Genomic DNA, 13,787 nt, shown 5'->3' with positions numbered 1-13,787 from the left:
GGGTTGCCTGTTGAGGAGGAATTCCACGGAAGGTGTGGCCAGCACGCCTCAAACACATGCCCGCACATCCCTGCGAAACCGGCCCCAAGTCCCCCGGGAATCCGCGCAGGAGCGTCACGCCGCCTGCACACAGCCCTGAGAATGGCTCGTTAGCGTTGCTGAACGCTCGATCCGCTCGATCCCACGTGCGAACGTGACGTGACCGGGCCGCGGCCCGGCGGGTCGACGGCATGCCCACACAGGAAGACCTCGATGGACTACTGCTCCTCATGTCGCCGACATCTCAACGGCGCCCTCGTGTGCCCCGGCTGCGGCGCCTACGCGCCCGACATAGCTCCGGACACGATCGACAGCCGCGTCCCGTCCCTGGCTACCGGGTCGGTGATGATCCCCATGACATCGGCGGCACCGGTGCCTGCGGCGACATGGGAGCACGGGGCGATGGGCAGCCGTTGGCACGAGGGCGCGCCGGAGGACGGGTTCGCGACCCACGCGTTGCCGGGGGACGCGTTCGCGACGCACGCGTTGCCGGAGGGCGGGCCCTCCGCGGCCGGGTTCCCGGCCGACGGGTTCGCACCGGACGGCCTCCGGACGGACGAGTTCCCGACAGACGAGTTTTCGAGGGACGAGTTCTCGACGGACCGCTTCGCCATGGGTGGGCTTCCGACGGACGACTTCCCCACGGAGGGGCTCGCGGCCGAGCGGCACACCGACCGGTTCGGCCGGGACGGCGCCGCGCTGCCCGCGCGGCGGCGTGCCGAAGGACTCGTGGGCGCGCCCCTGCCCGCGGCGGCGTCCGACGTCGGGAACCGGAACGCGGACGCGGACATGGACGTCGATCTGGACGTGGAGGGTGTGCCGACGGCGCCGCAGGGGCGGGCCGCGCGGCGGCGCCAGTTGGCACGGTGGAAGAAGAACCAGCGCCGGGCCGTGGTCGCGACCGCCGTGGCGCTGGTCGGTGGCGGTCTGACCGTCGTCGGCATGGACCGGCAGTCCACCGACCGCACGCAGGCGGCCACCGCTCCGGACACCGAGAGCCTGGGCGCCGTGGAGGAGCAGGGCTCGCAGCGCGGCCGTACGTCGGCGACGGAGACCGACGACGCCCGGCGCGCCTCGGACAGCCCCGCCACACGGTCACCGGGCAACAGCACCTCGCGTGATCGCGCCCGTTCGGCCGCCGGCGCGCCGAACGCCGGCGCCGACAACCTGAACTCGTCCCGTACGGACTCCTCGACACCGTCCGCCCAGCGGGCGCGGACCGGCGGCTCCTCCGGCACGGGCAAGACGGTCACCGACGCCGTCACCGGCACACCGACTGACGAGGTGACCACGCCTCCAGCCACCGACGACTCCGGCTCCTCGACCGGCACAGGCACAGGCACCGGCACCGGTACGGACACCGGCACCGAGGCCGGCACGGGCTCGGGAAGCGGGACGGACTCCGGATCGGGATCCGGTTCCGGCTCGGGCACCGGCGCGTCGGACGGTTCGAACTCCGACACGGCGACGACGTCACCGTCCGGTCTGTGCCTGCTCGGCCTCGTGTGCGTGAGCTGACGACGACCAGCCGTCGACGGACGGGCTGACCACCTGACGGTGGTCAGCCCGTCCGTCGTAAGAGCACCAGTGCTCGTCGGCCGTGGGACGTGCAACCGCGTCCCCCGGCGGCCGCCCCTATCCCCTCGCCACCCGGTGAGGCCCCAACTCCTCCAGTACATCGCCCAGTTGTGCGGCCGTGAGGGCGGTTCCCGGCAGGGGCGGGGCGTGGACGATCGAGGTCTTCGGGGGTCTCAGGCTGTCGAGGAAGAGGGCGAGGGGACGGCGCCAGGCGTCGGGCGTGGTCGCGGCGGTGAGGGCGGGGACGGCGCGGCCCAGGGCGGCGAGGGCGAAGAGGACGTCCTCGGTGGTGATGTCGGGGCGGACGGTGCCCTCGTCGCGACCGCGCCCCAGCAGGTGGTCCACGGTCCGCCGGTTGTGCTCGTGCACGTCGTCCAGGACGCCGACGCCCCGTACGTGCGTGGTCATCAGGTCGTTCGTGCCCCGGTCGGCGGCCAGCGTCGCGAAGACCACCGCGAGGTACTCGTTCAGCCCGGACCAGGCGTCCGACGCGTCCCTGACCCGCTCCCCGACGGCCATCGTGTCCGTGAGCTGGTCGCGGAAGACGGCGTCGATGAGGGCGGCGCGGGTCGGGAAGTGCCGGTAGAGCGTCGCGTTCCCCACCCCCGCCCGGCGGGCGATCACATCCAGCGGTGCGTCGAGCCCCTGCTCGGTGAACACCTCGTGCGCAGCCGCCACCAGCAGCTCCCAGTTGCGCTGCGCGTCCCGCCGCCGTGGCGGCGGTGTCGCACGGTCCGCACCGACGATCATCCTCATCCTCCACGATCAACGGGAACCGCTCCCCGGCGCCGATACCCGATGTTATCGTCGACCCATAAAATGGGGATCACTCCCCACATAGGTCACTCCCTCCCCAGCCCAGTCCCCGCGCAGGTCAGTCACCACACAGCTCGTCACTCGCTCGTCACTCCCCTCAGACCCTGGAGCCGCGAACAGCCCCTCCCGACCTCCCACCCTCCGCGACCCGAAAGGCGACGACCAGGCCATGCGAGCACCCACGCTGGACGAACTGGCCCCCGACGGCCACGACTTCGCGACCGACCCGCACCCCGTGTACGCGGCGCTGCGGGCGAAGGGACCCGTGCACCGGGTGCACATCCCGCACACAGGTGACTGCTGGCTGGTGGTGAGCCGGGACGCCGCGCGGGCCGCTCTGACGGACGCCCGGCTGAGCAACGACATCCGCCACTCCGCCTGGAACACCGACGGCGGGAACGCGATCGGCGTCAACATGCTCCAGAGCGACCCGCCGCACCACACCCGCCTGCGCCGGTCGGTGGCCGCGCACTTCACCCCGGCCCGGACGGCCGCGTTACGCCCCCGGATCGAGGAGATGGCGTCCGGCCTGCTGGCGGACCTGCCCGCGCGGGGCACGGTGGACCTGGTGAGCCGGTACGCGCTCCCGCTCCCCGTGGCGGTGATCTGCGAGATCCTGGGCGTCCCCGCCACCGACCGGACCGTCTTCCACGACTGGTCGACGGAGCTGGTGATGCCGACGTCGCCGGAGGCGGGGGCAAGCGCGGCGGCGTCCCTCGCCGACTACCTCACCGACCTGATCGCCCGCAAGCGAACCACTCCCGACGCCACCCTGCTGAGCGAACTGGCGGCGACCGACCCCGAGGCCCTCTCCTCCGAGGAACTCCTCGGCATGGCCTTCCTCATCCTGGTCGCGGGCCACGAGACCACGGTCAACCTCATCTCCGCGACCGTCCACAGCCTGCTCACCCACCCCGGTCAACTGGCGTCACTACGCGCGGACCTGACCCTCGCCGACGCGGCCGTCGAAGAATCCCTGCGCTACAACTCCCCCGTCCACGGCACGGCGTTGCGCTTCGCCGCCGAACCCCTGGTCCTCGCCGAGACCCCGATCTCCCCCGGCGACGCCGTCCAGGTCTCCCTGGCCGCCGCCTCCCGGGACCCCGCCCACTTCCCGTCCCCCGACCAGTTCGACCTCACCCGCCGCCCCACCTCCCACCTGGCCTTCGGCCACGGACTCCACCACTGCCTCGGCGCCCCCCTCGCCCGCACCGAAACCACCGTCGCCCTGCGCCTCCTCCTCCACCACCACCCCCACCTCACCCTCGCCACCACCCCCGACTCCCTCACCTGGCGAACCAGCCCCCTCCTCCGAGGCCTGCCGGAACTGCCGGTCCGCCTGGGGTGAGCTGCGCGCGGGACGCACCGCTACCGTGTCCTCGCATGACCGACTCCGACATCGAGATCGAAATCACCGCAGAGCTGGTGCACGACCTTCTCGAGGACCAGCATCCGGACCTCGCGGCACTGGCCGTCCGCGAGGTGGCGGGCGGCTGGGACAACCACATGTGGCGCCTCGGGGACGAGTTGGCCCTGCGCATGCCGCGCACGGAACGTGCCCCGGACCTCCAGGTCAAGGAACGCCGGTGGCTGCCCGTCCTGGCCCCGCGCCTTCCGCTCCCGGTTCCGCTCCCGGTGCGGGTCGGCGAACCGTCCGCGCGCTTCCCGAGGCCCTGGAGCATCATGACGTGGGTCCCCGGCGAGCCCCTCGACCGCAGCTCGATCAGCCGCGGCGACCACGCGGCCGACACTCTGGCGGGCTTCCTCAGGGCGCTCCATGTGGAGGCGCCCGCCGATGCACCGACCAGTTCGGACCGTGGTGCTCACCCCAAGGAGTGCACGGACGGCTTCGAGGAGTTCCTGCGGGCCATCGCCCCCGGCGGCACCGCCGCCGACGTCCGGGCCGTCCGGGCCGTCTGGGACGATGCCGTCGCGGCCCCCGAGTGGGAGGGCCCGCCGGTGTGGCTGCACGGCGACCTCCACCCCGCGAACGTGGTCGTCTCGGACGGGACGCTCTCGGGCGTCGTGGACTTCGGTGACATGTTCGCCGGCGACCCGGCCTGGGACCTCGCGGCCGCGTGGCTGCTCCTTCCCGCGGGCGCGGCCGCACGGTTCTTCGAGGTGTACGCGCGTACCGACGAGGCGACGATCAGGCGCGCCCGAGGGCTGGCCGCGCTCAAAAGCCTCATCCTCATCCTCATGGGCCAGAACGGGGAACGGGGCCTCCCGGGCGGCAAGCCGACATGGGGCCCCGCAGGCCGAGCGGCACTCGCCCGTGTACTGACATCCGGCTAGAAGTCTCGGACCGGCCCTCTTCCGCCCCGGCGGCCAGAAGCCCCGGTGATCGGCCCCCGCGGGCGTCGGGAGAAGCTTGGGGACGTGTCGTTGCCCCCCAACTTCCAAGGAGACGACCGGAGATGACGAAGCGGCTGGTGCGGAGAGCGGTGTTGCGCGGTGGGCTTGCCGGAGGGCTGGCCCTGGCGGGCGCGGGTGTGGGGGCGGGGAGTGGGGCCGCATGGGCGGCCGGCGCCGGGCCGGAGCCTCGTGAGGGGGCCGGTGCGGAGGTGTACGTGCCGATCGCCGTCGGGGCCGGGGGCGGGCCCGTCGGGAGCGATCGGGTGCATGTGCTGAAGGTGGGGCCCCGGGACGCGGGCACCGTCCTGGTGCTGGTACCGGGGATGTTCGGGGCTGCCAACGACTTCCGGCTGATGGCCCGGGATCTGGTGGCCGCCGTGCCCGGGGTGCAGGTGTGGGCCGTGGACCGGCGCGAGGAGAACCTGACCGACCGGAGCGGGTTCGCGGGCACGGTCGACCCCGTCGCGTACTACCTCGACGGGCGGTACCGGGCGTGGCAGCCCTCCGCCGCCGGGTTCGTCGGCGGGTGGGGGCTGGAACGGGCACTGGAGGACCTGCGGTGTGTCGTGCTGGCCGCTCGGGCAGGTGGACGGCGACGGGTCGTGCTCGGGGGCCATTCCTGGGGTGCGACCAGTGCGTTGGCGTATGCGGCCTGGGACTTCGGCGAGCGGGCGGGGTACCGGGATCTCGCCGGGCTGGCGGTCGTCGACGGGGGCGTACGCGGGGCGTTCGAGGGGACCGGGGCACCCGTGCAGGACTCGCCGGAGGAGGTGCGGGAGCGGCTCGCGGCCATCTCCGGCGGGCGGGTCTTCGACATGACACTCAGCGGGGTGGGACTGGGCACCCGGACGGAGAGCACGCAGATCTGGTACCAGCTCGCCGGGTGGTACGCCCATCACGATCCCGAGGGCCGGTCCGTACTGCAGGACCGGGTGCCCGAGGCGCTCCGCGTGCCGTTCCCGGTGACGAACGCCGCGCTGCTGGGAACCTTCGTCGACGCCGGGTTCGGCTGGCCGAACGACATCAGCGTCCACTCGGGACGACTCGCCGCTGAGGGTGAGGGCGCCGATGACGGCAGTGGTGTACGGGGGTGGGTCGACGACGGGATCACGCCGATCGCGCGCGTCGCCGAGGCGTACGCCGGGCCCGTGCCGGGCGTGTGGGAGTGGTACTGGCCCGCCCGGCTCTCCGTCGACCTCGACGTCAGCGACGTCTACGCCGACACCGACCTCGCCCGCTCCCTCGGCCTGCGCCTCCGTCACGCCGCCGGCCTCGACACACCCCTCTACGCCTTCCAGACCAGCTACTCCAAGGGGACGGTCGTGGAGGCCGCCCGCCGCGTCACCGCCGAGTCCCGCATCCCGTACGCCGTCTACGAGACCGACGAGACCATGAACCACCTGGACCCCCTCTTCGCCGCCACGGCCCACAACACGGCCACGCGGACACTGGCGGAGTTCGTGAGGAGGGTGGGGGCGGCGGAGACGCGGTGACGGTCGGCGTGCGGTGACGGTCGGCGTGCGGTGACGGTCGGCGTGCGGTGACGGTCGGCGTGCGGTGACGGTCGGCGTGACTGACTGACGGCTGGAAGGGAGGCCGTCCTGCAGCGAGGCTGGGGCCGGGCCCGACGTCAGGTGTAGACGATCGGGCAGCCCCGGCGTATCGAGTGCTGGGCGGCGCGCAGGTACAGGGCGACGTAGAAGGCCGTGTCGAGGTCGTCGGCCCAGGGGCCGGGCCGGGTCGCGGCCAACCCCTTCGCCGCTCCGTCCAGGAACCACATGGTCAGACCTAGGTGGTCGCCCATACCCGGGACCTCGGCCGTGGGCAGCTCGACGGCCGCCGCGAGGCGCTCCGCGAGCACCAGCATCTGTGGAGCACCGGCGACCATGATCGAATCCGTGTAGGCGGACTCGACGTCCAGCCGGATCTCCTCCTCCAGCGAGAAAGGCACCAGCACCGACCAGCCGCACAGGATCTCCGCCTCCTCCAGCGTGAGGTGGGCGTCGCACAGCCTGCTGAACCCGTCCATCGGCGGGATCAGCTTCTCCTCGAACACCCTCCCCGAGCCATGGACGAAGCCCGTCTCCCCGGGCACCGCCGCGGGCCCGTACTCCGGCAGCCCCCGGCGTCCCAGCTCCTCGTTCAGCGCGGCGGCGACATGCCCCCGCCCTCCCTCCTCCTCACTCGCCTCACCGAACCATTCCTCCGCCTCGACACTGACCAGGTAGATGCCCATGGCCGGAACGTACCGCCCACCAGGCGGGCTGCGTGAGTTCCTGATCCAACACGCTCCGGTACGCACGGAGTTGGTCCCTATACCGTTGCCCCGTCACCTGTCGTTCGTGGAGGTCACCCGTGTCGAGTGAGTCGAATAAGACAGACGAGTCGGTAGAGACCGTGCTCACCCACATTCCGCCGGACGGGGTCGCCCCGGGGAACGGCTACAGCCATGTGGTCGTGGGTGAAGGCCGACTGGTCGTCATCTCCGGGCAGGTGGCGCTGGACGAACGGGGAAACGTGGTCGGGAAGGGCGACGCCGCCGCGCAGGCCCGCCAGGTCTTCGAGAACCTGCGGCGCTGCCTGGCGGCGGGCGGCGCGACGTTCGCCGAGGTCGCCAAGCTCACCTTCTACGTCACCGACGTCGCCATACTGCCGGAGGTCCGGGCCGCCCGCGACGCGCACATCGACACCGCGCGTCCGCCTGCGAGTACCGCGGTGCAGGTGGCCGCCCTGTACCGCCCGGAGCTCCTGCTGGAGGTAGAGGCCCTCGCCATCATCCCCCGGTGAGTCGGCCAGTCCTCGGCCGAGTGGCCCCCGCGTCCCTCAGTTCAGCTGCCGCAGCCTCCGCCCACGGCTCTCGGCGATCCGCAGCGCCTCGCTGAGCGCCTCGGTCAATCGCTCGGCCAGGAAACGGAGTTCGCCGCGTGGGGCGTCGGGCAGCAACTCCCGTGCGTGGTCAAGGAGTTCCGTCCCCATGCCGAGCTGAACGGCTTCGGTGGCATCGGCCAGCCGGGACACCGCTCCGCCCTCCTCGTCGGTGACGAGATAACAGGGGCTTCCCTCCGGCCCCGGTCCACGGCAACAGCCGCACCTCGTCCTCTCCCGCCGCCGCCATCAGGCCGCCACCTCCGTCCCGTGATTCCAGTACGGCCCGGGTACGGCGGTGACGTACGGGCGTACCGCAACGGTGGCGGCACCGTCGAGGAAGCCGTGGAGGCCGTAGGGACTGCGGTGGACCGGGAGTGTGCACCGGGGAGGAGGGGCGAGGACGGGAGGGGCGGGTAGTGGCGCACAGGGGCGCGCGACACGGCGATGTACGCCGGTGGGGTTGAGCACGAGGCCCACCCACGCGAGGAGACGACCGATAAGGTCGGTCACTGTCATCAGCTCCGATCAGGTTCCGCTGGTGGCCGCGCCCCCGGACGGCTTGCTCCCGTCGCGGGGGTTTTCGCATGCAGCACAGTACAGGTAGCGAGCCAGGCGTACTAGGGTAGCTATCCCTCGCACTGGTGTCCTGAGTGTGCGCATGGTGGTGTGGTGATGCAGTTCGCTCCCGACATCCCGCGCTGGCGCCAAGTCGCCAAGATCATCCGCAGCCGTATCGACGACGGCACCTACACTCCGCGCACGCGCGTACCGTCAGTTCTTCAACTCACCGCCGAGTTCGGCATCGCCAACGCAACCGCGCAAAAGGTGCTCCAGAACCTTCGCAAGGAAGGCCTCATCTACACCGAACCCGGCCTCGGCTCCTTCGTCGCCCAGAACCCCCCGGCGTCGGCCACCACCACAGAGAGCGACTGACCACCGTGCTCATACTCATCCTGTCCGTCGTCATCCTGCTCGCCCTCGGTGGCTGCGTCTGCGTCTACTGGACGGCCCGGGGCGACGCCCCGCGCTGGGCACGCGGCGTGGCCAAGGCGACCGACGTCGCGAGCAACGTGGTGCTCCGGGCGAACAGCAGGACCCGTTCCGGCAACGGCGGGGGCGACTAGGGCGTGCCAGTGCGTTGGCCTACGCTGCCTGGGATTCCGGCGGGCGGGCCGCTTACCGGGATCTCGCGGGGCGGGCGGTCGGCGACGGCGGCGTGCGCGGGGGCGTTCGGGGGGACCGGCGGGCCCCTGCACGCACACTGGCGGAGTTTGCGGGGAGGGTGAGGCAAAGGCCGTGAGCCGGTAGCCGTCGGCCGCCGTCGCGAACGCTTCCGCGAGCCGGTCTCCGGCCTCCATCTCTTTATGCGGCGCCGAGTCCTGGCACAAGCGCACGCGTTCGCCCGACTTCGAGATGTCACCGGTCGGAGACATGGGTTGGGTCCGGGCACGTTCCTCGCGAGCGGTGGAGGCCGCCCCGGACCCACCCGACAGACGCCTCGTGCGACGAAGGCGGAACAGGCACGCGAAACCCGCGCCTCGGCCGTCACCCCAGAGCACATCCGGCCCGCCGGCCCCTGCCCCCGTCGGACCCTCCGGGGCGACGACCCCGACCTCCACTTGCTTCTGAACTACACGCCCGCGCCGGAATCGGACGTCACGACGCCGCCGTCGAAGTCCTGCTCGCACTCCACGGTGCCCTGGTTACCGGTGATGAGGCCGGACGTACCGTCGCCCTCGCCGGCGTCGGCCGCGGTGTTGATCACGGTGCAGAAGCTGCCGACCGCGGGCGTGTCCTCGGCGTGCGCGACGGTGCCGCCGACAGCGGTGCCACCGATCATGACCGCTGCGCCGGCGACCGCTACCGCGGCGGCCTTCATGAGCTTGTTCATCACGTCTCCGATTCCTTCGTGCGCCATGTCCCTTACGGCCATGACTGGGCAGAAAATAGCGTCTCGCCCACTTTCCCCAGCGTTTGCGACACGTATGGGACCTGGATTTGCGAAGCGGGCGGGCCGCCGACCGCGCTTTCCGCACGGACGTGCAGGTATCTGCCCCTCTCACGTCCCTCAGTTCGACTGCCGCGGCATCCGCCCATGGCCCGGCCCTCGGTGATCCACAGCCTCGCCGAGCGCCTCGGTCAACCTCTCCAGGCGCGGGACGGGCGGATCTCCTCCTCGACCCGGCCCATGCGGGGCAGGTTGGATGGGGACCACTTCTCCGGGAGACGGCGGAAGGCCGGCTCGACGCGGTGGGCGTCGAGCCGGCCTTCCCTCGGTGTCCGTCGGTGCGGCCGGTGTCAGTCCGTGCCGGACTCCATCGCCGCGCGGTCCAGCAGCGCGTCCTCCTCGGAGACCGCGCCCCGGGAGGCGATGGCCTCGGCGCCGCCCTGGGGCAGTTCCGGCATGGTGCCGATGAGGCCGGTCGCGGCGGCCTGGGAGGCGCCGATGGTGGGGCTGCCGGTGCCGATCAGGCCGAGGCCGGCGTACTGCTCCAACTTGGCGCGCGAGTCGGCGATGTCGAGGTTGCGCATGGTGAGCTGGCCGATCCGGTCCACCGGGCCGAAGGCCGAGTCCTCGGTGCGCTCCATGGACAGCTTGTCCGGGTGGTACGAGAACGCCGGGCCCGTGGTGTCGAGGATCGAGTAGTCCTCACCACGCCGCAGCCGGAGGGTGACCTCCCCGGTGACGGCCGCGCCGACCCACCGCTGCAGGGACTCCCGGATCATCAGGGCCTGCGGGTCCAGCCAGCGGCCCTCGTACATCAGGCGGCCGAGGCGGCGGCCCTCGTTGTGGTACTGGGCGAGGGTGTCCTCGTTGTGGATGGCGTTGACGAGGCGCTCGTACGCGGCGTGCAGGAGGGCCATGCCGGGGGCCTCGTAGATGCCGCGGCTCTTGGCCTCGATGATGCGGTTCTCGATCTGGTCGGACATGCCGAGGCCGTGGCGGCCACCGATCGCGTTGGCCTCCATCACCAGGTCCACGGCGGAGGCGAACTCCTTGCCGTTGATGGTGACCGGGCGCCCCTGGTCGAAGCCGACCGTCACGTCCTCGGTGGCGATCTCGACGGCCGGGTCCCAGAACCGGACGCCCATGATCGGCTCGACGGTCTCGACACCGGTGTCCAGGTGCTCCAGGGTCTTGGCCTCATGGGTGGCGCCCCAGATGTTGGCGTCGGTGGAGTACGCCTTCTCCGTGGAGTCCCGGTAGGGGAGGCCGTGGGCGACCAGCCACTCCGACATCTCCTTGCGGCCGCCGAGCTCGGTGACGAAGTCGGCGTCCAGCCAGGGCTTGTAGATGCGCAGGTGGGGGTTGGCGAGCAGGCCGTAGCGGTAGAACCGCTCGATGTCGTTGCCCTTGAAGGTCGAGCCGTCGCCCCAGATCTGGACGTCGTCCTCCAGCATCGCCCGGACCAGCAGCGTGCCGGTGACGGCACGGCCGAGGGGGGTCGTGTTGAAGTACGCCCGCCCGCCGGAACGGATGTGGAACGCGCCGCAGGTCAGCGCGGCCAGGCCCTCCTCGACCAGCGCGGCCCGGCAGTCGACCAGGCGCGCGATCTCCGCACCATAGGTCTTCGCGCGGCCGGGCACCGAGGCGATGTCGGGCTCGTCGTACTGGCCGATGTCGGCGGTGTAGGTGCACGGGACGGCACCCTTGTCGCGCATCCACGCGACCGCGACCGAGGTGTCGAGTCCGCCCGAGAAGGCGATGCCGACGCGCTCGCCGGCCGGAAGAGAGGTGAGGACCTTGGACATAGAAATATTATGCATGCCAATGCATGATCATGCAAAGGCGATTCGTCTCCACCGTCGGGCTCAGGAAGTTCCAGGGGGTGCGGGTCGGTACGGCCGGCACGGCACCCCTACACAAGCCCCTTGGGCAAGCTGACCCCCTTCCCGGCCAGGTGCCGCAGCGTCGCCGCGATGGAGTGGCAGTCGAAGAGGGCGGAGTGCTCGTCACCGGGGGCGGGGCGGGGGAGCCCCAGGGTCTGCCAGAGGCGGCCCGAGTTGACGGACGCCGTGGCCGGGGCGACCGCGTTGAGCCAGGGGCGGATGTTGACGAAGCCGGGGGTGAGGGCGTTGTGCTCGATCTTCTCGCCCCGGACGCGGGCCCAGCCGATGTTCTCGCCGAGGACGAGCATGTCGTTGCCGTAGGAGAGGACGGACCGGCCCCGGCAGAAGGCGAGGAAGTCGCTCAGGGCCTGGGCCGGTGGGAGGCCCTCCCGGTCGACCGTGCGCTGGTCGATGCCGGTGAGGGTGGTGAGGAACGGCGAGAGTCGCGGGTTCACCACCGGCCGGACCAACGCCTCGTACTCCTCGACGACCGAGTACTCCTCGCTCATCCGCAGGGCGCCGATCTGCACGATCTCCCGGAGCTGACCGGGTGCCGACCAGTCCTGTTCCATGGCGCCCGGCCAGGTCGTGAACTCCAGGTCGAAAATGACGAAGGTGGGCAAAGCGCTGCGCTCCCTGCGGTACGAGTACGAGTACGAGTACGAGGACGAGTACGGAAGCGTTCTACCCACCGGCGGCCGTCGGGTCGGTACGGTCGTCAGTTCGGGGCAACCGCCTGGATTCCGGTGGAAAGGTCCACGCCCACCAGGCCGTCCGGGAGGATCCGCGCCGCGTCCCTCACCGACATCCCGGACTTCAACTCCGCCCCCGAACCGGAGACAGACCCCGTCTCCGTCTCCGTCTCGGGCGTCGGGCACAGCGCCTCCGCGATGTGCCCGTTGATCGCCGCGTCGATCGGGCTGGGCTCCAGGGCCGTGCCGTCCGCGTTGAGGCGCTGGTACTTCATGAGGTTCCAGCCCATGGAGAGCTGACGGTCGCCGTCCTCGCTGGTGAGGCTGAGGGTGCCGGCGCCGAAGACTCCGCCGTCGTGGCCCCAGAAACGCCCGCAGCCGGGGAGTTCCAGGGTGTAGATACCGAGGCCGTAGTCGATGGCCGCGCCCGGGGCGACCTCCACCGGGACCGTGTGCCGCATCTCGGCGAGCGACGCCGGGCCGACGAGGTCGCCGGTGAGCAGCTTGCGGTAGAAGCGGTTGAGGTCGTCCGTGGTGGAGACGATCGCGCCCGCCGTGTAGGCCCACGACATGTCGTAGACGCTGTAGTCGCGGGGCGGGTCGATGAGGCCGTAGAACGACTCGTACATCTTGGGGTGCGGGCCCTTGATGTACGGGCTGCGCGGGTACGAGGTGTGCTTCAGGCCGGCGCGGTCGATGACGTGACGGGTGATGTACGTCGACGCCTTCTGGCCGGTCACCTTCTCCAGGATGAGCCCGGCGATGACGTAGTTGGTGTTGGAGTACCTGCCCGGCTGCGCGCCGGGGCTGCCGGTGGCGGGGGCCGCGAGGCCCAGCCGTACCAGCTCCTCGGGACGGATCGAGCGGAAGCGCTCCTCGTCGAGGCTGGCGGTGGAGTTCCGGGCGAGGGAGGGGAAGGCGCCGAGGATGTAGTCGCTGATGTGGCTGGTGTGGTTGAGGAGCATGCGTACGGTGATGGCGTCACCGCGCTCCCGGGCGTCCCCGCCCGAGCCCGCCCCGCCCGAGCCCGCCCCGCCGGAGCCCGCCCCGTCTGCGGCCGTCCCGTCTGCGCCCGTCCCGCCGAACAGCTCCGGAACGTAGTCCGTGACCGGCGCGTCGAGGCTGATCCGGCCCCGCTCCACCTGCTGCATGATCGCCACGGCCGTGAACGTCTTGCTGATGCTGCCGACGCGCTGCCGCATGTTCGGGGTCACCTTGCGGCCGGTGTCCACGTCGGCCAGGCCGGAGGCGCCGGCCCAGCGGTCGCGTCCGTCCCGCACCGACGAGAACGTCCCGTACATGCCGGCCGCGTGGATCGCGTCGAGCGTGCCGCGCAGCTCGGTCCGGTCCAACCCGGTGGGCGCCGGGGCCGTGGTCCCGGATCCGGGCGCGGCCGACACCGTGGGCGCCGCCGTGGCGAGCAGAAGTGTGGTACCCAACGCGGTTCCGACGAGACGCTTGATTCGCATGTGCTGTTTCCCTCGTTCCATGACGCTCCCGATGGCCCCGGACGGTCAACTCCTGGGCGCTGCAAGGGAATTGTCACGGCAGATCGATGTGCCTTACATCGTTCCCGTGGATGAGCACCTTCACGGCGGGGCCATGACA

Annotated in this window: 13 protein-coding genes and 1 pseudogene; 7 read left to right on the top strand and 7 right to left on the bottom strand. The window is 71.4% G+C overall.

The features are described from left to right. The first annotated feature begins 384 nt into the window (after positions 1-384). A complete protein-coding gene (locus ACFY9I_RS09705) occupies positions 385-1,557 on the top strand; it encodes a hypothetical protein (protein WP_390998934.1) in 1,173 nt (390 codons plus the stop codon). A gap of 117 nt (positions 1,558-1,674) precedes the next feature. Here ACFY9I_RS09705 and ACFY9I_RS09700 read toward each other — a convergent pair whose 3' ends face one another. Beyond that, complete coding sequence (locus ACFY9I_RS09700; protein WP_390998931.1) at positions 1,675-2,367, bottom strand: TetR family transcriptional regulator; 693 nt, start codon at positions 2,365-2,367, stop codon at positions 1,675-1,677. 235 nt (positions 2,368-2,602) lie between these two features. On the opposite strand from ACFY9I_RS09700, the gene ACFY9I_RS09695 reads away from it, so the two are divergent. From ACFY9I_RS09695 to ACFY9I_RS09685, 3 genes are all read left to right on the top strand, one after another. After that, complete coding sequence (locus ACFY9I_RS09695) at positions 2,603-3,781, top strand: cytochrome P450 (protein WP_390998929.1); 1,179 nt, start codon at positions 2,603-2,605, stop codon at positions 3,779-3,781. A 35-nt stretch (positions 3,782-3,816) separates the two neighbouring features. Then, complete coding sequence (locus tag ACFY9I_RS09690) at positions 3,817-4,728, top strand: phosphotransferase (RefSeq protein ID WP_390998927.1); 912 nt, start codon at positions 3,817-3,819, stop codon at positions 4,726-4,728. Positions 4,729-4,850: 122 nt separating this feature from the next. Continuing rightward, entirely contained in the window at positions 4,851-6,281 is a 1,431-nt protein-coding gene (locus ACFY9I_RS09685) for an alpha/beta hydrolase (RefSeq protein ID WP_390998924.1), read from the top strand. A gap of 137 nt (positions 6,282-6,418) precedes the next feature. Here the strand turns inward: ACFY9I_RS09685 and ACFY9I_RS09680 are convergent, their stop codons facing one another. Further along, positions 6,419-7,024, bottom strand: coding sequence for a hypothetical protein (locus ACFY9I_RS09680; protein ID WP_390998921.1), 606 nt, complete (start codon positions 7,022-7,024; stop codon positions 6,419-6,421). A 119-nt stretch (positions 7,025-7,143) separates the two neighbouring features. On the opposite strand from ACFY9I_RS09680, the gene ACFY9I_RS09675 reads away from it, so the two are divergent. Then, positions 7,144-7,575 (top strand): Rid family hydrolase, encoded by a 432-nt coding sequence (locus ACFY9I_RS09675; protein WP_390998918.1) that lies wholly within the window; start codon positions 7,144-7,146, stop codon positions 7,573-7,575. A 36-nt stretch (positions 7,576-7,611) separates the two neighbouring features. On the opposite strand, the pseudogene ACFY9I_RS09670 reads toward ACFY9I_RS09675, so the two are convergent. Further along, a pseudogene (locus ACFY9I_RS09670) lies at positions 7,612-7,903 on the bottom strand (hypothetical protein). Between the two features lie 425 nt (positions 7,904-8,328). Here ACFY9I_RS09670 and ACFY9I_RS09665 point away from each other — a divergent pair. Next, entirely contained in the window at positions 8,329-8,589 is a 261-nt protein-coding gene (locus ACFY9I_RS09665; RefSeq protein ID WP_390998915.1) for a GntR family transcriptional regulator, read from the top strand. A gap of 5 nt (positions 8,590-8,594) precedes the next feature. Beyond that, a complete protein-coding gene (locus ACFY9I_RS09660) occupies positions 8,595-8,780 on the top strand; it encodes a hypothetical protein (protein WP_390998912.1) in 186 nt (61 codons plus the stop codon). 506 nt (positions 8,781-9,286) lie between these two features. Here the strand turns inward: ACFY9I_RS09660 and ACFY9I_RS09655 are convergent. The 4 genes from ACFY9I_RS09655 to ACFY9I_RS09640 form a co-directional block, all read right to left on the bottom strand. Beyond that, complete coding sequence (locus ACFY9I_RS09655) at positions 9,287-9,547, bottom strand: hypothetical protein (RefSeq protein WP_390998910.1); 261 nt, start codon at positions 9,545-9,547, stop codon at positions 9,287-9,289. Positions 9,548-9,954: 407 nt separating this feature from the next. Beyond that, a complete protein-coding gene (argG, locus tag ACFY9I_RS09650) occupies positions 9,955-11,409 on the bottom strand; it encodes an argininosuccinate synthase (RefSeq protein ID WP_390998907.1) in 1,455 nt (484 codons plus the stop codon). A gap of 107 nt (positions 11,410-11,516) precedes the next feature. Then, on the bottom strand, positions 11,517-12,110 hold the full coding sequence (locus ACFY9I_RS09645) for an exonuclease domain-containing protein (RefSeq protein ID WP_390998904.1): 594 nt from the start codon (positions 12,108-12,110) through the stop codon (positions 11,517-11,519). A 95-nt stretch (positions 12,111-12,205) separates the two neighbouring features. Next, complete coding sequence (locus ACFY9I_RS09640) at positions 12,206-13,648, bottom strand: serine hydrolase (protein ID WP_390998901.1); 1,443 nt, start codon at positions 13,646-13,648, stop codon at positions 12,206-12,208. Between the last annotated feature and the right edge of the window lie 139 nt (positions 13,649-13,787).

It is taken from the genome of Streptomyces sp. NPDC012510 (assembly GCF_042955065.1).
GTDB lineage: Bacteria > Actinomycetota > Actinomycetes > Streptomycetales > Streptomycetaceae > Streptomyces.
This window is presented reverse-complemented; position numbering and strand designations above follow the sequence as displayed.